The organism is Collinsella acetigenes (assembly GCF_012844445.1).
GTDB lineage: Bacteria > Actinomycetota > Coriobacteriia > Coriobacteriales > Coriobacteriaceae > Collinsella > Collinsella acetigenes.
Map to the genome: position 1 here is coordinate 188,154 of NZ_JABBCP010000001.1, position 22,207 is coordinate 210,360.

The window sequence follows — 22,207 nt, forward strand, 5'->3', positions numbered from 1 at the left end:
CAGTCTGTTGAGACGCGGCGCGTTAGCCGTTCATGCTGCCGTGGATATAAGGGGCGACCACAGGGTTGATGCTCTTTGCGCCAAAGCCGCGGAAGGCGTCGATGGCTTCTTGGGGCAGACCTGCATCGCCTGTTTGCTGCTCAAAACGGTGGAGATCGGCGGGTGCGGCCTGAATCTGCAGTTCGCCTGCGAGCAGGCGCGCGCGAATCTGGCGAAATCCTCGGGTATGCAGCCAGTCTTCGCATGTGCGGACAAGATCCAGCTTCTCGTGCGTGAGGGGCTCTCCGCACGGTACACGTGTGGCAAGGCAGGCGCCGGCGGGCATATTCCAGACGTCGTAGTCCCACTCGCGCAACAGCTCGCGCTCCTCGCCTTTGTGCCAGCCGCATTCCAGGAGGGGCGAGCGCACACCGAGTTCCTTGCAGGCTTGCATGCCCGGGCGATAGTCGGTTGTATCGTCGGCATTGCTGCCGTCCACTACGGTATCTGCGCCGTGTTCGCGTGCCGCCTGGATAATCGCTCCAAACGCGGCGTGCTTGCAGTGGTAGCAGCGATTGTGCGGGTTGGCGGCGACCCTGGGGTTATCGAGAGGGTCAAGGTGCAACTCGATAACGGGGAGGTCAAAACTCGATGCGCTTTCTTTAAACGATGCCTGCTCCGGCGTGCCAATCAGCGGGGTGGTGAGATGGATGAGCATGCTTGCCTGCGGTAGCTCACGTGAGCAGACGGCTGCCAGAAAGGTGCTGTCCACGCCACCCGAGAATCCCACCGCAATGGTTCCCAGGGTGCGTAGGTGCTCTACGAGCGCCACGAGCTTTTCTTGCTGTTTTTGGTTCATGCTTTTGCTTTCGTTATCTCGATGGATGGGGCTATCGTACCCAATGTGGTGCGCTGTCTCTGGCAAAATGGAGAACGGTGGGAACGCAGGCCAAGAGCTTACATTGTATGCGGGGGGAATGCATGATTAAAGCCGTGATTTTTGACATGGATGGAACGCTTATCGACAGCGAGAGGATCGCCATCATTGCGTGGAACCGCTCGGCAAAACGTTTTGGATTCGAGATTCCCCTGGAGATGCTGCACGGATTTATCGGCATGACGCGCGATGCCTGCATGGGTACGCTCACCGAGCACGTGGGCAGTGAACGCATTGCCAACGAGATGTTCGAGGATCATAAGGTGATTGAGGACGAGCTTTATTCCACGATGCTCGACCTTAAGCCTGGCGCTCGAGAGGTCGTAGAGAATCTTCATGCTCGCGGGCTCAAGCTGGCGGTAGCTACCTCCACGCGTACCATTCAGGCGCACGAGAAGTTCGATCGCTTTGGGCTTACCCCTTATTTTGATGTGTTCACCTGCGGTGACGAGCTCAATCGCAGCAAGCCCGAGCCGGATATCTTCCTGCTTGCCGCCTCGCGCTTGGGCGTTGACCCCGCCAGCTGCGTTGTGGTGGAGGATTCCTTCAACGGCGTGCGCGCGGGCCATGCGGCGGGTATGCATACCATAATGGTTCCCGATATCAACAATCCGACGAAGGAGATCGCCAAACTCGCGGAGGCTGTGGTTCCAGCCTTGAGCGACGTCGAACCCAAGCTGGTTGAGCTGGGGCTTTTGGCGTAAACGAGATCCGCCCCATTCGCTTAGAGATAGAGGCCGAGGTCGAGCTGCGAAGAGTTTTTCTGGCGTTCGGCACCGGTGCTCTCGCGTGCCAAGACAAATGGCCTCACCAGATCTTGGCGATGCTCTTTTTCGTGTTTTGCGGCTTGTTCTGGGTCGCTTTTTGCAAGTGCGATGCGCTCAACAAGGTGCTTGATGCCGCGTCTGCCAAGCTCGTAGCCAATGGGCGCGCAGGTGGTCAGTTCGATGCCGCAGCTCCAGGCAAGCGGATTGCCGTCGCATCCGCATACCAACAGGTCGTTGGGAACGCGCAGCCCTAAGTTTTCGGCGCCCCGCACGGCTCCCGCTGCCAGCATGTCGCTTAAGGCGATGATGGCTTGCGGGTGAAGGCTGCTGGGCTGTGCCATGAGATCGGCTACGGCAGACGCGCCGTCTTCGGGTTTGTTGGCGTCGCCTGTCTCGGTAAAATCAAATTCAACATGGGGATAGAGCATCTCGGCAGCATGGATTCCCTTGGCACGGGCACGCAGCTTTTGGGTGGATGGGCGCCCGATGATCGCGATGCGCTCGATGCCTAGGTTTATGAGATGCTCTGCCATCAAGCGCCCCTCGGCGGCGTTGTCTGCGCAGATATAATCTCCGGGGCGTTCGCTCCAAATATCAAGATAGACGGTGGGGATGGGGTCGTGGTTGGCGATGACGCCCAGCTCTGTTGTGGGGTTTGCCACAAGCATGCCAGACATTTGCGTGCCTGCAAAATAACGTCGATAGGTGCCGATCCGAGTACAGTCTTGGACGCAGCTGGCGATGAGCAGGTTGTAGCCTTCTTTGGTTGCCTGGGCGGTGGCTCCTGTGGCGATCTGCAGATAAAGACCATGGTTGAGCTGGGGAAGGATGAGGCCAAAGGTGCGACTCGAGCCGCCGGCAAGCACGCGGGCGCTTTGGTTGGGCGCATACCCCAGCTTGTCAATTGCTTCGGTGACCTGCCGGATTGTTTCGGGACGCACTTTTTCGGGATGATTGAGAACATTCGAGACGGTTCCCAGTGCAACGCCCGCTTCGCGTGCGACGTCTCCGATAGTTACATTCGCCATCTCATTTGCTCCCATTGATGCGTTTCAATTACTAAAGATGATTGTAGCACGGAGATTTTGTAACCAAATAATTACCTTGTTATGTGGTATTTAAGAAAGCATACCAGTTGGTATTTAAATTCGAGCACCACCTTGCGTAGAATAGGCAACCGATGTGCGTGGCAAACTCATTGAACCCGAAAGGTTGCAATATGTGTGGAATCATCGGCTACACCGGAAGTAGGCTGGTGAGCGATATCCTGCTGGGTGGTCTTGCTCGTCTTGAATATCGCGGTTACGACTCGGCGGGAGTGGCGCTCGAAGTGGGCACCGGTACCGATTGCGCACTCGATGTTGTGCGAGAAGTGGGCAAAGTAGCGAGTCTTGCAAAGAAGTTGGAGCAGCATGATGCGTCCTCTACCTGCGGTATTGGCCACACTCGCTGGGCAACGCATGGACGGCCGACGGTTGAGAACGCGCATCCGCACGTGAGTTGCGATGGGCGTATCGCCATTGTCCATAACGGCATTATCGAGAATTTTGCCGAGCTTCGCGAGGAGCTGAGTGGTCGCGGCCATACCTTTAGGAGCGAGACCGATACCGAGGTTTTTGCCCACCTGGTTGAGGAAGGCTATGCCGCTACGCACGATTTGATGGCTGCCGTGCGCGACGCTTGCGCGCACGTGGTGGGCGCTTATGGCTTGGCTGCGGTCTGTGCGGACGAGCCGGATGTAATCGCCGTGGCACGCAAAGATTCGCCCATCGTTGTGGGCATGGGGCAGGACGGCGCCTATTTGGCTTCCGACATTGTTGCGCTGATCGATGCTACGCGTGATGTTGTGGTGCTCGAGGACGGACAATTTGCAAAGCTAACCCCTAAGGGTATTGAATACACCGATGCCGAGGGCGCGGTTATCGCTCCCGCCGTTACGCATGTCGATTGGGATGTCGATATGGCCGAGAAAGGCGGCTATCCCGATTTTATGCTCAAGGAGATATGCGAGCAGCCGCGCGTCGTGCGCGATACGCTTGTTGGGCGCTTGGCGCCCACGGGTGAGCTCGATATCGATGAACTGGGGCTTTCGTTCGAGGAGCTCAACCTGATCGATCGCGTTTACGTAATTGCTTGTGGAACGAGCTACCACGCCGGCTTGATTGCTAAAAACCTGATTGAGGGCTGGGCGCGCATTCCCTGCGAGGTCGAGGCGGCGAGCGAGTTTAGGTATCGCAACCCGATAATCACCCCCACGACGCTCGTGGTTGCGGTGTCGCAGTCGGGCGAGACGGCAGATACCCTGGCGGCGATTCGCGATGCGCGCATCAAGGGCGGAAAAGTCTTTGGCATCACTAATGTGGTGGGCAGTCCTGTGGCGCGCGAGTCCGACGGTGTGATTTACACCAAGGCCAATAAAGAGATTGCCGTGGCGTCTACCAAAAGCTTTATTGGGCAGATTGTGAGCCTGTCGCTGCTTTCACTCTTGTTGGCGCAGGCCAAAGGCAAGCTCAAGACCGGTCAGGTAAAGATGCTCTTTCATGAGCTGGGCGATACCGCAGCGCAGATCCAGCATATTCTCGATACACAAGGCCCGGCTATTCATGAGGCGGCGCTTGCCTGCAAGGACGCGGCTTCTGCCTTGTTTGTGGGCCGCGGCATGGGCACGGCCATTAGCTACGAAGGTGCGCTCAAGCTCAAAGAGGTGAGTTACCTGCATGCAGAAGCCTATGCGGCCGGCGAGATGAAGCATGGACCCATTGCACTTATCGACCCCGGCTTTCCCGTGATCGCGGTGGCTACCAAGAGTCCTACGTACGACAAAGTGGTCTCGAACCTCAAGGAGTGCGAGGCCCGCGGGGCCACGATCATCGCGCTTGCAACCGAAGGCGACGAGGACATCGCAAAGATCGCAGGCCATATCATCTCGATTCCGCCCGTGCGTGACTGCTTTAGCGCCATCACGGCGAGTGTCCCGTTGCAGCTCCTCGCGCGCGAAGTGGCTCTCATGCGTGGCTGCAATGTCGACCAGCCGCGCAATCTGGCAAAGAGCGTCACGGTGGAATAGGGTGTCGATCTTGTTGCTCAGCATCGGTATTGCCACACCGCCGCTCGTTCCGCGGGAATTGGCGGCGGCGCTTTTGTCCGATGCCGTCCGGGAAACGGCTCATTCCAAAATCGGCGGCGCATATGACTAAAAAGAGCGCTTCAATATGCGAAATCAGTCGTACTATAGTTGGGTTAAATCCCTCTTATAGAACGGATAAATGCGTATGGAGTTTCTCACCGATTTCAAAAACAAATGGAAAGGCGTTTTGTTTTGCCTGGTCGTTGCCGTGCCTGCATGGTTTTTGGGCACGCGACTTGAAGTCGTGGGTGCGCCGGTCTTTGCGATCTTGCTGGGCATGGTGCTCGCCCTTGTGGTGCCCGAAGGGTCGCGCCAACCGCTTGCGGGCGGCGTGAAGTTCACTTCAAAGAAGATTCTTCAATATGCCGTGATCCTACTGGGCTTTGGCATGAATCTCTCTGAGATTTTGGCCAAGGGCGCGCAGTCCTTGCCCATTATCGTCATGACCATCTCGACGTCGCTCGTCATCGCATTTGTCCTGTGCCGCGTCATGCGCGTCCCCTCGAAGATCGCGACGCTTGTGGGCGTGGGCTCCTCCATTTGCGGCGGTTCGGCTATTGCCGCAACGGCTCCGGTTATCGATGCCGACGATGAGGAAATCGCGCAGGCTATCTCGGTCATCTTCCTGTTCAACGTTATCGCGGCGCTGATTTTCCCCACGCTCGGTGGCATGCTGGGCCTCACGAACGAGGGCTTTGGTCTCTTTGCGGGCACGGCTGTCAACGACACTTCTTCGGTGACAGCGGCGGCAAGCGCCTGGGACAGCATGCATCCGGGTGCCAACGTGCTGGAGAGCGCCGCGGTGGTCAAGCTTACGCGCACACTCGCCATCATCCCCATCACGCTTGTACTCGCCTTCTGGCAGATGCATAAGGCGAAGAAGGCCGGTGCGGATGCGGGCAACACGTTCTCGCTCAAGAAGATCTTCCCGTTCTTCGTGCTGTTTTTCGTCCTCGCGAGTGTGATCACCACGGTGTTTGCGCTGCCGGCAACCGTCACGGCGCCGCTCAAGACGCTCTCCAAGTTCTTTATCGTTATGGCCATGGCAGCGGTGGGCTTTAATACCAATATCGTCGACCTGGTCAAGAAGGGCGGCAAGCCCATCGCGCTCGGTTTTTGCTGCTGGGTCGGCATTGCGTGCATGAGCTTAGGGATGCAGCACGTGCTGGGTATCTGGTAAGGCATTCGCTGCAAGTTCCTTGTGGCGCGCCGCCTTTTGGGCGATAGCCGTAGATTGCTTGGGATACCATAAGGGCTGGTCACGTATTACGGCTTGCATCGGGGCTTTTGGCCTGGATGCGAGCCGTTTTTTTATTGTTGCTGTCGTCGCAGGGCCGATGGCGGCGTTTGAGGAGGACATCATGGGAAAGGCATCGCAGCAGCCGGAGTGCCGCAACGTCGAGACGCTCGTTCAGGCGGGCGATACGTTCCAGGATTTTGTCGATACCATCTGGCGCTTGCGTCAGCCCGACGGTTGCCCTTGGGATCGTAAACAGACACATGCCTCGATTGCTAAGAACATGATCGAGGAGGCATACGAGGCGGTTGATTGTATCGAGGCGAACGACCCTGTTCATTTGTGCGAAGAGCTGGGCGATGTTCTCATGCAGGTGGTGCTGCACGCGCAGATCGCGCGCGATGCGGAGGAGTTTTCTATCGACGACGTGGTGCGCGGCGTGAACGAGAAACTCATTCGTCGTCACCCTCATGTGTTTGGCGAGGCGGACGCGAAAAACTCCGATGAGGTGCTGGCCATTTGGGACAAGATCAAGCTCAAGGAGAAGGCCGCCCGCAACGCTTCTGCCGAGCGGGAGGATGAACGACCCGAGGGCCTGCTTGACGGCGTGCCTACTTCGCTACCGGCTTTGATGCAGGCTCAGAAGGTTTCAAAAAAAGCTGCTGCCGTGGGCTTTGAGTGGGAAAGCGTCGAGGACGTGTGGAATAAGGTTGCCGAGGAGCGCGCCGAGTTCGAGGCTGAGGAGCCGGGGACGGATGCGCGTGCAATGGAGTTTGGCGACCTGCTCTTTGCCCTCGTGAACGTGGCACGCAAAGAGGGGATCGATGCAGAGAGCGCCTTGCGCGCAAGCACGATGAAGTTCCGTCACCGCTGGGAGCTTATGGAAGGTGCTGCGCTTGATGAGGGCGTTTCGCTCGAGAGTCTTTCGGTCAAGGAGCTCAACGACATGTGGGAGGGCGCCAAAGCGATCGCGGGGGATGAGGAGTAGCTTTGGGGTTCTCTGCTTGCCCGGACCACTTGCGCCTGCTTTAACAACGGGATTTTGCCCAGGGCGAGATGGGACGGTTGGGGCATGCCCTTGAAGTCGCGCTGCGGCACGAAGGCGCAATGGCTTTGTGCCCGCATCCATCTTGTTTTACCGAATAAAGAGCTCCGTTAACCCAATTGCAGGTCAAATATGCTGGAGCACTCGCTCAAGATTCGGTACCGTTAACCTCTAATGACGCGAACTTTCTCGTGAAAAGGGGAGCGTATGGCAGGCAAACCGGCAATTACCAAAGCGGAGATTCTCGATGTCGCCTACGCGCGAGCGCAGCAAGATGGCCTAGGCGGCCTCTCCATTCGTTCGGTTGCGCGCGAATGCGGCGTAGCCGTGGGTACGCTGTACAACTATTTTCCCGATAAGGCATCGCTTGTTTCGGCAATCGTTTTACGTTTCTGGGGCCTCGTTTCAAAAAGCAGCGAGGGCATTTTTGTGCCGGGCGAAAGCGCGCTGGATTGCTGTCGCGCTCTTTTTACTAAGCTCAAAGCGTTGCTCTCGGGCTTTCAAATCAACTGGCTGCGCGAGATCTCGATGCTTGATGTTCAAACACTCGAATTGATCCGTGAAGAGAAAGTCGTTCGCCTTGACGATATTTACGAGGTTATTGAGCGCGCTTTGCTCAACGACCCTCGTATCGATTCTGGCGTGTTTGAGCACTTGGACAGCCGCAGGATGGCGCGCGTTATCTGGCGTTCTCTTTTCGATTCGCTTCGCTCGGATGTCGAGGTGTTCGACGATTTTCTGGAAGTGCTGTCGCTTGCCCTGTATGGTCCAAGCGACCTGTAACCTGTCCGCAAGCCCTGCACAACTGTCACGCGTTCGCGTGGTATAACTAAAACAAATCAGCGCATATACACTTCAATCGCACAAGGCGCCCATGGATCGTTATTCGAACAATCACTCTGCCCGTTATTCGGCTGCTGCAGGCACGTCGTCGCGCGTGCGTACCGTGCAACTTAGCCACCCTGGCCTGCGCCGTAGGGCAAAAGAGCCCTTGCAGCAAGCGGCCTCGTCTGCGCCCGCCGACCGCGCTTCTCGTCCGGTTGCAGAAACCGTACGCAATGTTGCCCTAGCCGATGCGGATGCTTTTGCGCACAGGGGCAAAGAGCCTTCCCATAACTGCCGCGTTGCTTCTACGCCGGCCGGGAAAGACGGCGCCGCCTCGCGCGGACGATCGTCTTCGCGCGCAACCCGCACCAACTTCATGAAATACGCGGCAGATAATCGTGCCGTCCATGCCATCTATGAGTTCACGACGGGGCGTACCAAGCCATTGGCCATCGCTCTTGTGATTCTGGCAATTCTTGGTGGACTCTATGGTCCGATGCGTGACTACTACGTTGCCTATCGCACGGGGGATATCCTTGCGCGCCAGCTGCAGGTAAGCGAGCGGTACAACAAGAGCTTGCAGTCCGATGTGAGCAAGCTGCTTTCCAAGGAGGGCATTGAGGACGAGGCCCGCTCAAAGCTTGGTCTTGTGATGCCAGGAGAGAAGCAGCTTGAAGTTAAGGGACTCGATGGCGATTCTTCTTCCGATTCTTCCGATGCAAGTTCGTCGCTTACGGCTTCTGAGATTGCAAAGCGCGAAGCGGAGGTTGCGGCAGAGGCGCCTTGGTACATAAAGGTTCTTGATACGGTCTTTTTCTATTCTGGCGTGGGCGGTCAGGAAGTGTCTTCATCGGGTAATTCGACTTCGGGGGAGTAGCCATGTGCGATGCTGCTTCGATGTGCTTTCGTATCGCGTCAATTGATTTGGGAACCGTCTCTTCGCGCCTGCTTTTGGCGACGGTTGAGGACGGGGTCATTGTCGATTCGAATAAGCATACGGTTATTACGAATCTGGGCGAGGGCGTGGACGCGACGGGTTCGCTTTGCGATGCGGCCATCGAGCGGGTGACCTCTGTGTGCCGCGAGTTTTGTCGCAAAGTGGACGCGTTTGAGCCCGATGCCGTGTGCACTACGCTGACGAGCGCCGCGCGCGATGCCAAGAACGGGGCCGTGCTTATCGATGCTTTGCGGGGGTTGGGGCTTTGTCCGCAGGTTATTCCTGGTGAGGTTGAGGCGAAGCTGACGTTTTACGGCGTGGCACACGATTTTGAGGGCCAGGTTATCGCTGTGGCCGATTCTGGCGGCGGGTCGACGGAACTGGCGCTGGGGTCCTATGGGGCGGGCAGGCCGCTTGAGTTGAGTTCTGTCGAATCTCTCAATATCGGTTGCCGTCGCGTTACCGAGCGGTTTTTCTCGGCGTTGCCTCCGCAATATGGCGAGGTTGAGCGTGCTGCCTCATGGGCTGCGGAGCAGTTTGGGGCCTTTTGGGCTGGCGCCGCCGAGCGGCCCGATCGACTGATCGCCGTGGGGGGAACAGTGACGACGCTCGTCGCGATGATCGAGCGCATGGAGCACTACGACTCTTCGCGTGTGCATTTGCATCGCCTGGGAATCCAGGATGTCGAGGCGTGTGTTGAGGCTATGCGTGTTTTGGACGCGGCGTCTGTTGCAAATCTGCCCGGCGTTCAGGAAAAGCGAGCTTCGGTGCTCTTGGGCGGCGCTGTCATCATTCGCGAGCTTATGAAGACCGGCGGGTATGATGAGTTGACGGTGAGCGAGAACAGCTTGCTCGCTGGTATGGCGGCGACGATGCTCGAGGCGCTTGCGCATAAGGGGGATGATGGCTTTAAGCCGGTTGTTGGCTGGAAGCCGGAGTTGTCGTGATAGACTAGCTCACACAAGGGGGCGTGGCGGAATTGGCATACGCAGGAGACTTAAAATCTCTCGCCGCAAGGATTGAGGGTTCGAGTCCCTCCGCCCCTACCAGGTTACCAAGGGTCCCGGCGACGGGACCTTTTCTTTTGCCGAGCGCCGCAGCGGGGCGCCAGCGCGCAGCGGTGGAGTCCCTCAATGTGACAAAACAAGACAGAGGACTTTTTGTCACATCGTGGGTCTGGATAAGAAAGCAGGCCAGAACCAATATAGGCTCTGACCTGCGTTTTCATAAAATGTGACAAAATAAACCTGTCGACTTAGTGTCACGTTGGGTTAGTGGGCGGAGTGGTGGAATCCGTCCTCGGCGGCGCGCTTGAGGTATTCGTCGCGCTTTTGGATGTTCTTGGCGTTCTCGTACTGCACGGCGATGAAGTACTCCAGGCGGCCGCGCTGGGAACCGCTTGTTTTGTCGAGCAAGGCCTCAAGCTCTCCAATGTGGTTGGATTTCTTCAGGATCATGATGTCGTACGAAAGCAGTGCATCGTGCTTGTACGGCTTGTATTCGTCGCCCTCCCAATTGAGAATCTCGTCGAGCATACTTTTGGCCTGCTGCTTCTTACCCTGGCCAACATAGATGTTGAAGGCCTTGAGCACCAGATCGACGCGCTGCTGATGCTTGAGCGGGTAGCGAAGTAGCATCTCGAGGGTTTCGTTGGCTTTTGCGTAATCCTCTTTAAGCAAGTACGCATTGAGCTTGAAGTAGTTGATGTTGTAATCGGGATACAAGGCGTTGGTGAGCGGAGCATCGATAAGCTTGAAGAACTCGTCATACTGCTCGCGCGCAAGATAGTTGCGCAGCTTCTTGTACGTTGTGCGTTTCTTGATGGCCTTGAACGAGATCATACAGATCAAAATAATGCTCAAGATAAAGGTGGCGATACGGAAGTTCATGCCCTGCTCCTCGGGGATGCCGTTGTATAGACCAAGCTCGACACATAATAGCGCGCGCCGCGTTCGAGGCATTTCGGGATTGACCCCTCGCGAAAATATCTAGATTGACTTGTACATAAGTTGTATAGTTACGGAGCAGCAAAGAAAGGACTCGAGATTGAGCAAAGCTAACGGCGAGACCCTGCATGGCACGGTTTCGAACTATATCCGATCAAAAATCTTCGCCAAGGAGTGGGGAACGGGGGAGCGCATCCCGTCTGAGCACAGCCTGATGGATTTGTTTGACGTAAGTCGTGGCACCGTTCGCAAGGCAATCAAAACGCTCGTCGATGAAGGTCTTTTGCAGCAAGAGCATGGTCGCGGAACCTTTGTGAGCGAGCCGCATATCGCGCATCCCGGCGGTGATCGGCCGTTTTCGTTTGCGGCCTCACTGCAGCAGCAGGGAATTACGTTTGAGACCGAGGTCCTTTCGCGTGAGCGCATCGGCGCCACGCTAGAAGTTGCGGAGCATTTGCAGATCAAAGAAGGCGATCCTGTTCTAAAGCTTCGTCGCGTGCGTCGCGCCGGCGGTAAGGCGATTATGGTGCTGGACAGCTGGACGCCGCTGAATGTCTGCCCCGGTATCGAGGACATGCCCTTAGAAGAGATGTCGCTGTTCGATGCGGTCGAGAAGGCGACAGGTGCACATATCGCCGTTTCGCAGATGGCTTACTCGGCGCGCTCTGCGGGCAAGGATCTGGCAAGCGTGATGGGCGTGTCCGAGGTGTCGCCCGTGCTTAACCTGGAACAGCTGATCTTCTTGGATGACGGCCGTGCTATTGAGTGGGGCGATACGATGCTGGCCGCGGGTCAGACCATCGTGGGAACCGCGCATCAGCGCTTTGAGTCATAGGGTTCGTTTCACTTTCGTTTTTTAACCCCCACGCTTTCGCTCTTTCGAATGGCTTGAAGCGGGTAGAGCTGAGCTTACGGCTTGAAACTGAACGATGTTCAGCAAAACGTCATAGACCCTTCAAATTTACGGTTGTGGGCAAAGCGTGTGCGGAATGGTGTAACGTTTTACCAACGGTCAAATCGCTCCTTTGAAGAAAATGCCCTATTTGACACACCGTTCATCGAAGATAACGACCGTTTGCGAGATACCCGCAACAATGCGTTTCTCTCAACTTGTCTCCATTAGAATGTACAAGCAGAAGGCAACTTGTATAGCATTTTGAGTGCGAGTTGCCGTATCATTCCAAACGGCAGATGCACTTGCGCCATGTGGGGCATCTGGCAGATCAAACGTGCTTGCGTTCAAGCAGCGAGCACCCGATAGCGGAGATGATGTAATGGAGAAAAAGCAGCTTCGTTGGCCGTTCTTTGTGGTCAATCCCAAGTCCTACCTCTATGGCGAGGACATTCTCAAACTCGCTAAGTACACGGACAAACTGGCCGAGAAGTATGACTTTGACGTTCTGTTCACCGCGCAGCTCATCGACCTGCCGCGCATCATCGATGAGTGCCCTCACCTGGTACCTTGCGCCCAGTACATGGAGAGCCTCAAGCCGGGCCGTGGCATGGGCCACGTTCTACCCGAGGCACTTGCCGCCGCTGGCGTAAAGGCAACCTTCCTCAACCATGCCGAGAACCCCTCTACCGTGCATGAGCTGGCAGCTACCATCGCTCGCGCCAACGAGGTTGGCATCCTTACCGTCGTATGCGCCGATTCCGTCGAGGAGGGCGAGATGATCGCCTCTCTGAAGCCCGACGTCATGGTTTGCGAGCTCACAAGCCTTATTGGCACCGGCACCGTTGCCGGCGAGGACTACATGCGCGCTTCCACCGAGGCCGTTAAGGCCGTCTCTCCCACCACGCAGGTGCTCCAGGCCGCGGGCATTCATTCTGGCGAGAACGTCTATGATGCCATCAAGTACGGCGCCGACGGCACGGGCGGCACGTCTGGTATCGTTGCAGCCGAGGATCCGTTTGCAACCCTCGACGAGATGTTCGAGGCTCTCGACCGCGCACGCACCGATTTCGCAAAGTAATTCAGACGGACAAGGATTTGCACATGACTGTTTACAAAGGTCTCGTTAAGGTTTCCACCCTCGAAGGCAAGCCCACCTACCTGGACATCACCAAAGAGGTCGAGGACATCGTTCGCGAGTCTGGCGTCAAGGAGGGCATCGTCACGGTTATCTCCTGCCACACTACCTGCGCCGTCTTCTCCGAGGAGTATGACCACGATCACACCCCCACGGGCGACACGTTCCTGCAGGCCGATCTTTCCGATGGCCTCAACCGCATCTTCCCCGAGCAGCACGACTGGAGCACCTATCGCTATCCCGGTCTCGACCATTTCGAGGAGGTCGAGTCTTGGCCCAACCCCGAGCAGTACCTGCCCAACATGGACCGCAGGATGCTGTGGAATGGTGATGCGCACCTGCGCTCGACGCTCATCGGTTCCAATCAGACGTTCGAAGTCGAGAACGGCGAGCTTCAGCTCAATGGTCTGGCAAGCATTTTCTTTGTCGACTTCGACCGTACGCGTGAGCGCAACCGCAAAATTAAGGTTTGCGTTATCGGCGAGTAAGCGCTAGCTTTTTCAATGGCTTTTCGCCGGCGTCGCTTCGCATACTGCCCGATGGCGAAGCAAGTTCGAGCGCCGGCTGAAGTAGTAGAATGTGAACATCGTTTGTTTACGAAAGGAGAGAGTAAATGAAGAAGATCGTTGTTGCTTGTGGTTCCGGTGTCGCGACCTCCACGGCTGTCGGCCATAAAATTGCCGACCTCCTGGATGCTAACGGCCTTTCCGGTCAGTACCACATCGTGCAGTGCGCCATCGCTGAGGCTCCGTCTCAGTGCGCCGACGCTGTGCTTCTGGTCGCAACCACTATCGCTCCCGCAGGCATTACCTGCGAGTATGTGAGCGGCGTGCCCTTCCTGACGGGTATGGGCAAAGCTGATGCAGAGAAGAAGATCGTGGAGATCATCTCCGCGTAATTCCAGGCATCAGAGTCTGATCACATCTGACCGCTGACGCGGTCACCTTATCCGAGAGTGAGATTACTCAATGGACGCAATTGTTGCATTTTTTGGCGGCGTCTCCAGCCTAGGCGTCTCCGTCGTTATGCCGATCGTGCTCACCATTCTGGGCGTGCTGTTCGGCGCCGGCTTTGGCAAGAGCCTTAAGGCCGGTCTGACCGTCGGTATCGGCTTTATCGGCCTGAACCTGGTCATCAACCAGCTCATGGGCACCGACCTCGCCGGTGGCGTTAACGCCATGGTTACCCGCTTCAGCCTGTCCCTGAGCGTCATGGACGTGGGCTGGCCTGCGGCTTCCGCAATCGCCATGGGCTCCATCGTGGGCACCATCATCATCCCCCTGGGCCTGCTCGTGAACGTGCTTATGCTGCTCACCAACACCACCCAGACCGCTGACGTCGACATCTGGAACTACTGGCACTTCGCCTTCACCGGCGCTCTCGTTGCCATCGTTACCAACAACATCGCTTTTGGTATCGCTGCCGCCATCATCAACGAGGTTGTCGTCCTCATCATCGGCGACCTGACCGCTCCGCTGGTCGAGAAGTCCCTCGGCCTCCCCGGCGTCTCCATCCCTCACGGCTTCTCCGGTGCTTATGCTCCGATCGCCTTCGCCGTCAACTGGGTTATCGACAAGATTCCTGGCCTGAACAAGATCGACATCAACGTTCGTTCTATGCAGAAGCAGTTCGGCGTCTTTGGTGAGCCCGTCCTTCTGGGCGCCATCATCGGCCTGCTTATCGGCCTGCTCGCTGGCTATGGCTTCCTGCCTGGCGCCAACGGTGAGCCCTCTGTGCTCGCTATGGCTGTCTACATGGGCGCCGTTATGGTCCTGATCCCGAAGATGGCTGCCCTCCTCATGGAAGGCCTCATGCCCGTCTCTGACGCTGCTTCCAACTTCATCCAGAAGCACTTCCAGAACCGCGGCAAGATCTACATCGGCCTTGACTCCGCTGTTGGTACCGGTCACCCCGTGACCCTGACCATGGCGCTCATCCTCGTGCCGGTCTCCATCTTCCTGGCCTTCATTCTCCCGGGCAACCAGGTTGTGCCTCTGGCCGACCTCGCCTGCATCCCCTACATGCTCGTGCTCATCACCCCGATCGTTCATGAGAACGGCTTCCGTGGTCTGATCGTCGGCGTCATCGTCCTGGCCGTTGGTTTCTACATCGCCACCGACCTGGCCCCGCTCATCACCTCTGCTGCTGCAAACGTGAACTTCGACATGGGTGGCGCTGCTGCCATCTCCTCCATCTGCGATGGCGCTAACCCGCTCACCTGGGTCATCACTCGCCTTGGCCAGCTTGGCGACGGCATCGGCCTGGTCATCCCGGCTGTCGTTGCTATTGCCATGGCTGTCTGGAACCGTATGCGCATCCTCAAGGAGGCCAAGGAGCTGCACGCCGAGCAGGCGTAATGCACCAACCTCTATGCTCAAGACGCATATGAGCTAGCATCATTTGGGGCCCGCGACGAGTTTCGTGGGCCCCAATCTTTTATCGAGACGTCGCGCCACATGCTGGAATGCCCAGCCAAGCGCGCTAGAGGAGTTTTGACGATGGCGAAGAAAGCCGTAAAAAAGATCGAGACCGCTTCTGTGCCTAAGGTGCTCAAGGTTGGCGTCGCTGCGGGTGTGCCTCCCGAGGAGAAGAGGACGTACACCTATGACGATCGCAGCTACCGTTCAGACGTGTTGATCCCCGCATATGCATGCATCTTTTTTGCATGCGTCGCCATTCACTGTGTGGTTATCGGCTTTTTTGCGCCTATTGCCATCCTGGCACTCGTTGTGTGCGCCTATACGCTGCTTAACACGTTTGTGGCCCATGCGTATCCGCGCGTGATCGAGCTTGATGCTACGAGCATCAGCTTTGAATCGTTTGGTCAGAAAAAGGTTTTTGCGCTGGACAAACTCGAGCAATGTTCGCTTCGCTCTGCAGGCAACAGCGGCCATCTGTACTTGCGTATTGCCGAGAAGAATGACGCAGGGAGCGGTCGGGGGACTCATGCGCGTTATTTTATTGACACCGAGGATAGCGTTGACCAGGACGGCAACCCCGCAATGGAGCTCAAGGATTTTCTGCTTGCCACCGAGGAGCGCGTCGATCCCGAGAATATTCGCGTTATCGCTCGTAAACAGGGACGCTAGAGCTCTGCGGGCTTTTGGCCCCTTATGTGCCGTATGGCGCTACAACTGACGTAAGATTGAAGCCGCGCCGCTTGGTGCGGCTTTATTTGTAGGCAACGCGTGTGAGCGCAGATGGGAGAATCGAGTATGGCAACGATGGGTGAGGGTAATCCGGTAGAGCTCTTTAATATGCATGTGGCGCACGTGGGGATCAATGCAAAGGACCCGCACGAGGCGCAGCGTATTGCCAAGCAGTTTGAACTTTTGCTGGGTTTGACTCCGCGTGAAACGCCCATTTCGTTTTTCTCGGACACGCTGGTCGAGACAATGAAGCAGAATGGACGCGGCGAGCACGGCCATATCGGCCTTGCGGTAAACGATACGGCAGCTGCCGAGGCGTGGCTGCGTGAACGCGGCGTAGAGTTTATCGAGGAATCCCGCGTGCTTAACGAGGATGGCTCGACGTTCTTGATTTATCTCAAGGACCAGATCGGCGGCTTTGCCATCCATCTTTCTCAGGGCAAGTAGACAATTTTTGGCATCCGAGTCGAACGGTTCGAAAGAAATTAAAAAAAGAGCTTGAATCGATTGTTCCGCTCGAGTATTATTTAACAGCACGCGGGCGTGGCGGAATTGGCAGACGCGTAGGCTTCAGGTGCCTATGGGCTTCGGCTCGTGAAGGTTCAAGTCCTTTCGCCCGCACCATTAACTATTTAAGGCTTCCAGCAAAGGAGGCCTTTTTTTGTTAGGGCGCCGTGAGCGGACTTGAACCGATGAGGTCGCGAGACGTGAAGCGGGCAGGCCGGCGGCCTGCCCCGTAGCCGAGCATGCGAGCGGGCGGCGGCAGCCGGCCGCGTGGCCGCGGATTCGCGCAGCGAAGGCGCAAGTCAGAACGACATATCATTGCTTGCTAAACGCGCTGCAAGGACTCCTAAAAGAGCTGGAAGGCAGAGTCGACAAGCTCGTTAAAGCTCTGTTCTTTAAGACTGAATGTATTCGAAGCGTCGTCGTAGCTAAATTCGAGCGATCCGTAAGAGGATTCGGTATCGTCGTTTTCGATTTCGTTCAGCGCGTCGTTATATATTTCGCGCACGCGCTCTTTTTGGGCATCGGTCAGCTGGCTGTGAGCGCTGCTCAGTCCCTCGTCATAGAGATACTCACTAAGCTCTTCGTGGAAGGTCTCGTCAAAATCATAGGCGCTTGGAACAAAGTAATCGAAAAAAGCGGTACCACGGTTGTCGGCGGGATCTTCGTTGTCGGTAAACGCATATACGCTATCGATTTGATACGTAAAGTTGCCTAGTAGCTTATTGGCGTAAATCGTCGGGTCGATGCCGAGGTCCTCGGCATCGTATCCATAGGAGTTCTTAAGCTCCTGCGAGAGATTGTTGCAGATGCGCTCGCGTACATTCTCGTTGTCTTGTAAGGCGGAGAGGGTCTGGCAGGTAACATCGTAAACGGTGCTTTCTTCCTCATTCAGTTCCGATGGATCCAGCTGCCTCGCTCGGGAATGATCAAACGTTTCGTCCTCAAACGGTGCGAATGGGCTTTCGTCAAAGAAGGTGTTATCGAGAAGGTTCCCGGCAACTGCAAAAATGAAGACGATGAGGATGAAGATAGCGAGCTTGCTGCGGCGACCGGTTGTCTTAGAGGAGCTGCTCTTGGTGTGGTTGGATGCCCGGGGCTTTTGATTCGTTTTGCCGTCGCGTGTCTTGAAAGCTGCTTTCCATGCACGATGGGTTCTTTTGTCGGCGACGCTGGCGGGGGAGTTGTCGGTGGGTGCGCGGTAGGCATCGGGGCGCTTTCGCGGCGCAGAGTAGTCCTTATCGGCAAAGGAACACGCGTCACCCGGGAAATCATCTGGCTGCGTGTCTTCCGGCATCACGGGTTCGCCGGCGTTAAACGGGTCGATATTAGAGTCGTGGTGTCTGCTCATGGCGTACTCCAAGGTCGAATGGCCTTAGGGCTTAGTATACCGTGGGCGGCACAAGGCAATGGGCCGTGATTGCTAGCAAAAAGGTCCGATGCCAGGGGCGTCAGACCTTAACAATGGAGTGCTGGTTGTTGCGGGCTGTGTTTAGAGATCCCAGTCGTCATCATCGCTGGGCCCGCGGTCTACATACATCTTGCTCGTGCGTTTCTCGAGAATAAAAGCAACCAGTCCAATGACGAGGATGCCGACAACAAAGAGAATGCCCACGCCTTCACGCGTGCCAAACAAAAAGGAAAAAAACGTGTCCATCCAGCCATCTCACCTTCTGGGGGTCAAGTCAAACTGCCCATAAGTATATACTTGCGAGAGCAATGGTATATTGCCAACCTGAATACACATCGCGGTGCCGGCCCGGCGCCGGCGCGGTACAACGGAGGAAGCATGCTCGATATCAAATTCGTTCGAGAGAATCCCGACGCTATCGACGAGGCCATGGCCAATCGCCAGACTTCGTGGGACCGTCAGAAGTTCTTTGAGATGGATGATGAGCGTCGTCAGGTCATCGTCGAAGTTGAGGAGCTCCAGGCTACGCGCAACGCCGAGTCCAAGAAGATTGGTGCCCTGATGAAGGAGGGCAAGAAGGACGAGGCCGAGGCCGCCAAGGAGGCCGTGCGCGAGGTCAACGAGAAGATTGACGGTCTTGCCGAGCGTCGTACTCAGATTGAGGGCGAGCTGACCGATTTCATGGCCCATCTGCCCAACATCCCGTGTGAGGCCACCCCGTACGGTAAAGACGAGGACGAGAACATCGAGCGTCGTCGCTGGGGTACTCCGCGTGAGTTTGATTTTGAGTTCAAGGCTCACTGGGACTTGGGTACCGACCTCAACATCCTCGATTTCGACCGCGGCAATAAGCTTTCTGGTAGCCGTTTTACCGTTCTTGGTGGCGCTGGCGCCCGTCTTGAGCGTGCGCTTATCAACTTCTTTGTGGACACGCACACGAGCCGTGGCTTCAAAGAGTGGTGGCCGCCCATCGTCGTTAAGCGCCAGACCATGTTCGGCACGGGTCAGCTGCCCAAGTTCGAGGATGATGCCTATCACGTGTCGGGTGACAACTTCTTGATCCCCACCGCCGAGGTTGTGCTTACCAACCTGCACGCCGGCGAGGTGCTCGACGCAGACACGCTGCCGCGCCGTTACACCGCTTTCACTCCGTGCTTCCGCGAGGAGGCTGGCTCTGCTGGTCGCGATACCCGTGGTATCATTCGCCAACACGAGTTTGACAAGGTCGAGATGGTTAAGTTCGCCAAGCCTGAAGAGTCCGACGAGGAGCTTGAGAGCATGACCGCCGAGGCCGAGTATCTGCTGCAGCAGCTGGGCCTTCCGTATCGCGTGATTAGTCTCTGCACGGGTGACCTGGGCTTTTCGGCGCGCCAGACCTACGACATTGAGGTCTGGCTGCCCAGCTACAACGCGTACAAGGAGATTTCGTCCTGCTCCAACTGCGGTGACTTCCAGGCACGTCGCGCCAACATCAAGTATCGCGATCCCGCCAACTTCAAGGGCTCGCGCTACTTGCATACGCTGAACGGCTCCGGCCTGCCGGCCGGCCGCACTATGGCGGCCATTCTGGAGAACTACCAGAACGAGGACGGCACGGTTACCATTCCCGAGGTGCTGCGTCCTTACATGGGCGGCATGGAGAAGATCGTGCCCGAGGCATAAGGCTTCTTGCAAATATATCGCCTGATGAGCGGCGGAGTCCTATGGGGGCTTCGCCGCTTTTACTTGCCGCGCGTTCTGGCGGTGTCTCGACGGAAGTTTTAGCAGCGAGAAAGGCTGTCCATCCGTGTGGGAGGCTCTGAATCGGGCGCACTTTCTGTCCTATAAGACGGGAAGTGCGGGACATAAGCAAAAAAGAAGCCCGATTCCCGGGGGAGGCGGGAATCGGGCCCTGCTCGCGCGCTCAGGTTGCCCTGCGGGCTACTCTGCGTGCGGCGTCATGTTGGACGTGACGCTACTTTCTCGTTCCGGAGATAACAAGCCCATTCTCCTCGCAGAGGTCCTTGATGCTAATGTCCTTGGCCTCAAGCTTCTTTTCCTCAAGATCTTCCTCGCAGAACTCAATGGACTCGAGGAATGCCTTGACGGCGGGATCGTCGGGGGTCGCCATGAAGAGGGTGATCTCGACGCTTCTGCCGGAGTTGGGGATGTCGGTCACGAGGTGCATGCTCGGCGTCTTGTGCCAGGTGAAGTTGACGGTCTTCCAGGTGTACCTGCCGATGGTTACATCTTCTCCGCGCTCGTAGCCGTCGCGCTCCGCGTCTCTGTTGGCAACTGCCTCAGCGTCCTTCGTGGAGCTCACGCCAAAGGAGATGACTTTGTTGCTGTCCTCAATGCCATTGAAGAGGATTTCGGACACGTTGCCATCGCTCCCGCTGCGTGCCCATACGTCGTAGCCCTCGGGCGCGTAAGCCTTGAACCACGTAAAGTCGATGCGGTCGTCGGCAGGCTTTTTAGACTCTTTCTTTTCGGTCGTCTGTTTGGAGGCGCTGCCAGCGGCGCTGCCGGCGGGCTTGGCGGTGTTGTCGCCGTTGCAGCCCATGAGGGCCATGCTCAGGGCAAGAGCCGCAAGGCACGCCGCTAATAGCTTCTTGGTGATCTTCATAGGTCCTCGTCCTTTCTTGCTCGTCCCTCTCCGCTTATTCTGCAGATCGTTGTGTGGAGCAACGCCTGCCTTACCCACATAAACTACGGGCTACTTTCCCGGCTTGTACTCAGTGAGACTGTTTTCCTTGCACAGGTCTGCAATGCTGATCTTCTTGGCTTCGTTGTGTGCCTCTTCGAGGTTCTCGGGGAACTCGAGGGACTCGAGGAATGCCTTGACGGCGGGGTCGTCGGGAGTCGTCATGAACAGGTAGATGACAACGCTTTGGCCGGTGTCGGGAATCTCGGCGATCAGTTCGACGCTCGGGGTATCGTTCCAGGTGAAGTCGACGGTTTTCCAGGTGTACTTGCCAATAGTGATGTCTTCGCCGGCGGTATAGCCGTCGCTGTCGGTTTCATCGGCAACGAGCGTCTCGGCGTCGTCGGATTCGACGTCAAAGGAGATGGACTTGTCGCTCTCTTCGACATTCTTGAAGCAGATACTGCCAACAAAGCCGCCGTCACCGGTATCGGACCAGATGTCATAGCCCTCGGGCACAGAGGCCTTGAACCACGTAAAGTCGACGCGGTCATCGACAGGCTTGTTGGATTCCTTTTGTTCGGCGGCTCCTGTGGGGGCGCTTCCGCCACCGGAAGAGCTCGTGCCGCTGTTGCAGCCCATCAAGGCCATGCTCAGGGTGAGAGCTGCGACACACACCGCCAGTAGCTTCTTGGAGATTTTCATGGGTCCTCGTCCTTCCATGTGCATTTCATTTCGACCCATGGGTCGTTGAGTGGATCAACGGGCACCGCGATGGGTCCTTCTCACTTATGAGGCTATCGGCCGGAGGCTATTTTGGAAGCGCCTTGGGTCCCGAATGCATCGCGCAAAGCGTCACAAACGTCCCATTTGTGAAAATGAGGGCGCGATGCGAAATCAATCGAGGAGTGCGTTTTGATCATGTGCCTTATTTACCTGCGCTTTAGCTGCTTTGCATGCGCGAAGCAAAAATTTTTCGACTTTTAGAAAAGTTTTTCTTGACGTGACCTAGGGGCGGTGGCATTATAAATAGCGCGCTGCGGCATTAGCTCAGCTGGATAGAGCGTTTGACTACGAATCAAAAGGTCATAGGTTCGAATCCTATATGCCGCACCAACCGAATGTTAGGCCCCCAGCAATGGGGGCTTTTCTTTTATCGCGGTGTTTCGCCCCGCCTGTAAGGTGCTTGGTGGCAACGCTTTTGTCCTTGTGTTCGCAGCCTTATGAGGAGCGCCTCGATCACGATGCGCCCGTAAGCGCTTGTGTGCATGCGAAAGTTCCTGCTTTGGCAAAAAAGTTAATATTTGCGCGATTCGGTTATCGCGTTTGCGGATGTATAACTGCCCGAATGGCCTTTGAAGGCTCGATGGCGACTATGAACGTCGTTCATAGTCGCCATCGGCAGTTTCAGCGCCTAAACGTTGATGGAAAGGGTCGTCATATCGCGCAATTATTGACTTTTTTGCCAGAACGCACAGGTCGGTCTGCGGAAAATGCCAAAGTGGCTCGATTTGCCTGTTTTTTATTCGAATCGAATACCGTTTTATGCATTTATGTTGCCCATGAGGTGGCCAGCTCCGTCCCCCGTGCCCAAAGCCACCGACTGCCGGACGTCCTGGGCCCAGAGTTTCATATCGAACGTATGATAGATGCGGAACATCTCGCTGCCAGCACGTTACCGGTGGCCTAA

General features: G+C 56.6%; 23 protein-coding genes and 3 tRNA genes. 19 read left to right on the top strand and 7 right to left on the bottom strand.

Features of this window, described 5'->3' with window-relative positions:
* Window positions 1-22 precede the first annotated feature (22 nt).
* On the bottom strand, window positions 23-838 hold the full coding sequence (gene larE, locus HF320_RS00830; RefSeq protein WP_169276659.1) for an ATP-dependent sacrificial sulfur transferase LarE: 816 nt from the start codon (window positions 836-838) through the stop codon (window positions 23-25).
* Between the two features lie 122 nt (window positions 839-960).
* Between larE and HF320_RS00835 the strand changes: the two genes are divergently transcribed.
* The gene (locus HF320_RS00835) at window positions 961-1,620 is read left to right on the top strand and encodes an HAD family hydrolase (RefSeq protein WP_040219280.1); all 660 of its coding nucleotides are present in this window, start codon (window positions 961-963) and stop codon (window positions 1,618-1,620) included.
* A 20-nt stretch (window positions 1,621-1,640) separates the two neighbouring features.
* Here the strand turns inward: HF320_RS00835 and HF320_RS00840 are convergent, their stop codons facing one another.
* Window positions 1,641-2,711 (bottom strand): LacI family DNA-binding transcriptional regulator, encoded by a 1,071-nt coding sequence (locus HF320_RS00840; RefSeq protein WP_248276541.1) that lies wholly within the window; start codon window positions 2,709-2,711, stop codon window positions 1,641-1,643.
* A gap of 191 nt (window positions 2,712-2,902) precedes the next feature.
* Between HF320_RS00840 and glmS the strand changes: the two genes are divergently transcribed.
* The 7 genes from glmS (at window position 2,903) to HF320_RS00875 (ending at window position 9,903) form a co-directional block, all read left to right on the top strand.
* On the top strand, window positions 2,903-4,750 hold the full coding sequence (gene glmS / locus HF320_RS00845) for a glutamine--fructose-6-phosphate transaminase (isomerizing) (protein WP_169276661.1): 1,848 nt from the start codon (window positions 2,903-2,905) through the stop codon (window positions 4,748-4,750).
* A gap of 205 nt (window positions 4,751-4,955) precedes the next feature.
* A complete protein-coding gene (locus HF320_RS00850) occupies window positions 4,956-5,990 on the top strand; it encodes a YeiH family protein (protein ID WP_169276662.1) in 1,035 nt (344 codons plus the stop codon).
* A gap of 181 nt (window positions 5,991-6,171) precedes the next feature.
* Window positions 6,172-7,035, top strand: coding sequence for a nucleoside triphosphate pyrophosphohydrolase (gene mazG, locus HF320_RS00855; protein ID WP_169276663.1), 864 nt, complete (start codon window positions 6,172-6,174; stop codon window positions 7,033-7,035).
* A gap of 264 nt (window positions 7,036-7,299) precedes the next feature.
* Window positions 7,300-7,875: a TetR/AcrR family transcriptional regulator gene (locus HF320_RS00860; RefSeq protein WP_169276664.1), complete on the top strand. Its 576-nt coding sequence runs from the start codon at window positions 7,300-7,302 to the stop codon at window positions 7,873-7,875.
* Between the two features lie 91 nt (window positions 7,876-7,966).
* A complete protein-coding gene (locus HF320_RS09040; protein ID WP_248276542.1) occupies window positions 7,967-8,794 on the top strand; it encodes an FtsB family cell division protein in 828 nt (275 codons plus the stop codon).
* Between the two features lie 2 nt (window positions 8,795-8,796).
* Complete coding sequence (locus tag HF320_RS00870) at window positions 8,797-9,801, top strand: Ppx/GppA phosphatase family protein (RefSeq protein ID WP_169276665.1); 1,005 nt, start codon at window positions 8,797-8,799, stop codon at window positions 9,799-9,801.
* 17 nt (window positions 9,802-9,818) lie between these two features.
* Window positions 9,819-9,903: transfer RNA gene (locus HF320_RS00875), tRNA-Leu, on the top strand.
* 222 nt (window positions 9,904-10,125) lie between these two features.
* Here HF320_RS00875 and HF320_RS00880 read toward each other — a convergent pair.
* Window positions 10,126-10,743 (bottom strand): hypothetical protein, encoded by a 618-nt coding sequence (locus HF320_RS00880; RefSeq protein ID WP_169276666.1) that lies wholly within the window; start codon window positions 10,741-10,743, stop codon window positions 10,126-10,128.
* A gap of 157 nt (window positions 10,744-10,900) precedes the next feature.
* Between HF320_RS00880 and HF320_RS00885 the strand changes: the two genes are divergently transcribed.
* The 8 genes from HF320_RS00885 to HF320_RS00920 all read left to right on the top strand — a co-directional run bounded on the left by HF320_RS00885 (window position 10,901) and on the right by HF320_RS00920 (window position 16,603).
* A complete protein-coding gene (locus HF320_RS00885; RefSeq protein ID WP_169276667.1) occupies window positions 10,901-11,635 on the top strand; it encodes a GntR family transcriptional regulator in 735 nt (244 codons plus the stop codon).
* Window positions 11,636-12,074: 439 nt separating this feature from the next.
* Window positions 12,075-12,773 carry a triose-phosphate isomerase gene (locus HF320_RS00890; protein WP_022386772.1) on the top strand — a complete coding sequence of 233 codons (699 nt, stop codon included), beginning with the start codon at window positions 12,075-12,077 and terminating at the stop codon, window positions 12,771-12,773.
* A 23-nt stretch (window positions 12,774-12,796) separates the two neighbouring features.
* Complete coding sequence (locus HF320_RS00895; protein WP_075844314.1) at window positions 12,797-13,318, top strand: YjbQ family protein; 522 nt, start codon at window positions 12,797-12,799, stop codon at window positions 13,316-13,318.
* A 125-nt stretch (window positions 13,319-13,443) separates the two neighbouring features.
* A complete protein-coding gene (locus HF320_RS00900; RefSeq protein ID WP_169276668.1) occupies window positions 13,444-13,728 on the top strand; it encodes a PTS sugar transporter subunit IIB in 285 nt (94 codons plus the stop codon).
* A 70-nt stretch (window positions 13,729-13,798) separates the two neighbouring features.
* Entirely contained in the window at window positions 13,799-15,187 is a 1,389-nt protein-coding gene (locus HF320_RS00905) for a PTS galactitol transporter subunit IIC (protein ID WP_169276669.1), read from the top strand.
* 141 nt (window positions 15,188-15,328) lie between these two features.
* Window positions 15,329-15,919, top strand: a complete 591-nt coding sequence (locus HF320_RS00910) for a hypothetical protein (protein ID WP_169276670.1) — start codon at window positions 15,329-15,331, stop codon at window positions 15,917-15,919.
* Window positions 15,920-16,045: 126 nt separating this feature from the next.
* Window positions 16,046-16,426 (top strand): VOC family protein, encoded by a 381-nt coding sequence (locus tag HF320_RS00915; protein ID WP_324249287.1) that lies wholly within the window; start codon window positions 16,046-16,048, stop codon window positions 16,424-16,426.
* A 90-nt stretch (window positions 16,427-16,516) separates the two neighbouring features.
* Window positions 16,517-16,603, top strand: a tRNA-Leu gene (locus tag HF320_RS00920).
* Window positions 16,604-16,829: 226 nt separating this feature from the next.
* Here HF320_RS00920 and HF320_RS00925 read toward each other — a convergent pair.
* A complete protein-coding gene (locus tag HF320_RS00925; protein ID WP_169276671.1) occupies window positions 16,830-17,834 on the bottom strand; it encodes a hypothetical protein in 1,005 nt (334 codons plus the stop codon).
* A gap of 141 nt (window positions 17,835-17,975) precedes the next feature.
* The gene (locus tag HF320_RS00930) at window positions 17,976-18,140 is read right to left on the bottom strand and encodes a DUF6724 family protein (RefSeq protein WP_022386780.1); all 165 of its coding nucleotides are present in this window, start codon (window positions 18,138-18,140) and stop codon (window positions 17,976-17,978) included.
* 132 nt (window positions 18,141-18,272) lie between these two features.
* Between HF320_RS00930 and serS the strand changes: the two genes are divergently transcribed.
* On the top strand, window positions 18,273-19,556 hold the full coding sequence (gene serS, locus HF320_RS00935; protein ID WP_169276672.1) for a serine--tRNA ligase: 1,284 nt from the start codon (window positions 18,273-18,275) through the stop codon (window positions 19,554-19,556).
* A gap of 292 nt (window positions 19,557-19,848) precedes the next feature.
* Here the strand turns inward: serS and HF320_RS00940 are convergent, their stop codons facing one another.
* On the bottom strand, window positions 19,849-20,499 hold the full coding sequence (locus HF320_RS00940; protein ID WP_169276673.1) for a hypothetical protein: 651 nt from the start codon (window positions 20,497-20,499) through the stop codon (window positions 19,849-19,851).
* A gap of 90 nt (window positions 20,500-20,589) precedes the next feature.
* Complete coding sequence (locus HF320_RS08995; protein ID WP_211158901.1) at window positions 20,590-21,222, bottom strand: hypothetical protein; 633 nt, start codon at window positions 21,220-21,222, stop codon at window positions 20,590-20,592.
* A 334-nt stretch (window positions 21,223-21,556) separates the two neighbouring features.
* Here HF320_RS08995 and HF320_RS00950 point away from each other — a divergent pair.
* A tRNA-Arg gene (locus HF320_RS00950) sits at window positions 21,557-21,633 on the top strand.
* 73 nt (window positions 21,634-21,706) lie between these two features.
* The gene (locus tag HF320_RS00955) at window positions 21,707-22,207 is read left to right on the top strand and encodes a hypothetical protein (RefSeq protein ID WP_169276674.1); all 501 of its coding nucleotides are present in this window, start codon (window positions 21,707-21,709) and stop codon (window positions 22,205-22,207) included.

What these genes read in the sequence shown, in the direction of transcription:
- larE (WP_169276659.1), bottom strand. Translation starts at nt 838, where the DNA reads ATGAACCAAAAACAGCAAGAAAAGCTCGTGGCGCTCGTAGAGCACCTA.
- HF320_RS00835 (WP_040219280.1), top strand. Translation starts at nt 961, where the DNA reads ATGATTAAAGCCGTGATTTTTGACATGGATGGAACGCTTATCGACAGC.
- HF320_RS00840 (WP_248276541.1), bottom strand. Translation starts at nt 2,711, where the DNA reads ATGGCGAATGTAACTATCGGAGACGTCGCACGCGAAGCGGGCGTTGCA.
- glmS (WP_169276661.1), top strand. Translation starts at nt 2,903, where the DNA reads ATGTGTGGAATCATCGGCTACACCGGAAGTAGGCTGGTGAGCGATATC.
- HF320_RS00850 (WP_169276662.1), top strand. Translation starts at nt 4,956, where the DNA reads ATGGAGTTTCTCACCGATTTCAAAAACAAATGGAAAGGCGTTTTGTTT.
- mazG (WP_169276663.1), top strand. Translation starts at nt 6,172, where the DNA reads ATGGGAAAGGCATCGCAGCAGCCGGAGTGCCGCAACGTCGAGACGCTC.
- HF320_RS00860 (WP_169276664.1), top strand. Translation starts at nt 7,300, where the DNA reads ATGGCAGGCAAACCGGCAATTACCAAAGCGGAGATTCTCGATGTCGCC.
- HF320_RS09040 (WP_248276542.1), top strand. Translation starts at nt 7,967, where the DNA reads ATGGATCGTTATTCGAACAATCACTCTGCCCGTTATTCGGCTGCTGCA.
- HF320_RS00870 (WP_169276665.1), top strand. Translation starts at nt 8,797, where the DNA reads ATGTGCGATGCTGCTTCGATGTGCTTTCGTATCGCGTCAATTGATTTG.
- HF320_RS00880 (WP_169276666.1), bottom strand. Translation starts at nt 10,743, where the DNA reads ATGAACTTCCGTATCGCCACCTTTATCTTGAGCATTATTTTGATCTGT.
- HF320_RS00890 (WP_022386772.1), top strand. Translation starts at nt 12,075, where the DNA reads ATGGAGAAAAAGCAGCTTCGTTGGCCGTTCTTTGTGGTCAATCCCAAG.
- HF320_RS00895 (WP_075844314.1), top strand. Translation starts at nt 12,797, where the DNA reads ATGACTGTTTACAAAGGTCTCGTTAAGGTTTCCACCCTCGAAGGCAAG.
- HF320_RS00900 (WP_169276668.1), top strand. Translation starts at nt 13,444, where the DNA reads ATGAAGAAGATCGTTGTTGCTTGTGGTTCCGGTGTCGCGACCTCCACG.
- HF320_RS00905 (WP_169276669.1), top strand. Translation starts at nt 13,799, where the DNA reads ATGGACGCAATTGTTGCATTTTTTGGCGGCGTCTCCAGCCTAGGCGTC.
- HF320_RS00910 (WP_169276670.1), top strand. Translation starts at nt 15,329, where the DNA reads ATGGCGAAGAAAGCCGTAAAAAAGATCGAGACCGCTTCTGTGCCTAAG.
- HF320_RS00915 (WP_324249287.1), top strand. Translation starts at nt 16,046, where the DNA reads ATGGCAACGATGGGTGAGGGTAATCCGGTAGAGCTCTTTAATATGCAT.
- HF320_RS00925 (WP_169276671.1), bottom strand. Translation starts at nt 17,834, where the DNA reads ATGAGCAGACACCACGACTCTAATATCGACCCGTTTAACGCCGGCGAA.
- HF320_RS00930 (WP_022386780.1), bottom strand. Translation starts at nt 18,140, where the DNA reads ATGGACACGTTTTTTTCCTTTTTGTTTGGCACGCGTGAAGGCGTGGGC.
- serS (WP_169276672.1), top strand. Translation starts at nt 18,273, where the DNA reads ATGCTCGATATCAAATTCGTTCGAGAGAATCCCGACGCTATCGACGAG.
- HF320_RS00940 (WP_169276673.1), bottom strand. Translation starts at nt 20,499, where the DNA reads ATGAAGATCACCAAGAAGCTATTAGCGGCGTGCCTTGCGGCTCTTGCC.
- HF320_RS08995 (WP_211158901.1), bottom strand. Translation starts at nt 21,222, where the DNA reads ATGAAAATCTCCAAGAAGCTACTGGCGGTGTGTGTCGCAGCTCTCACC.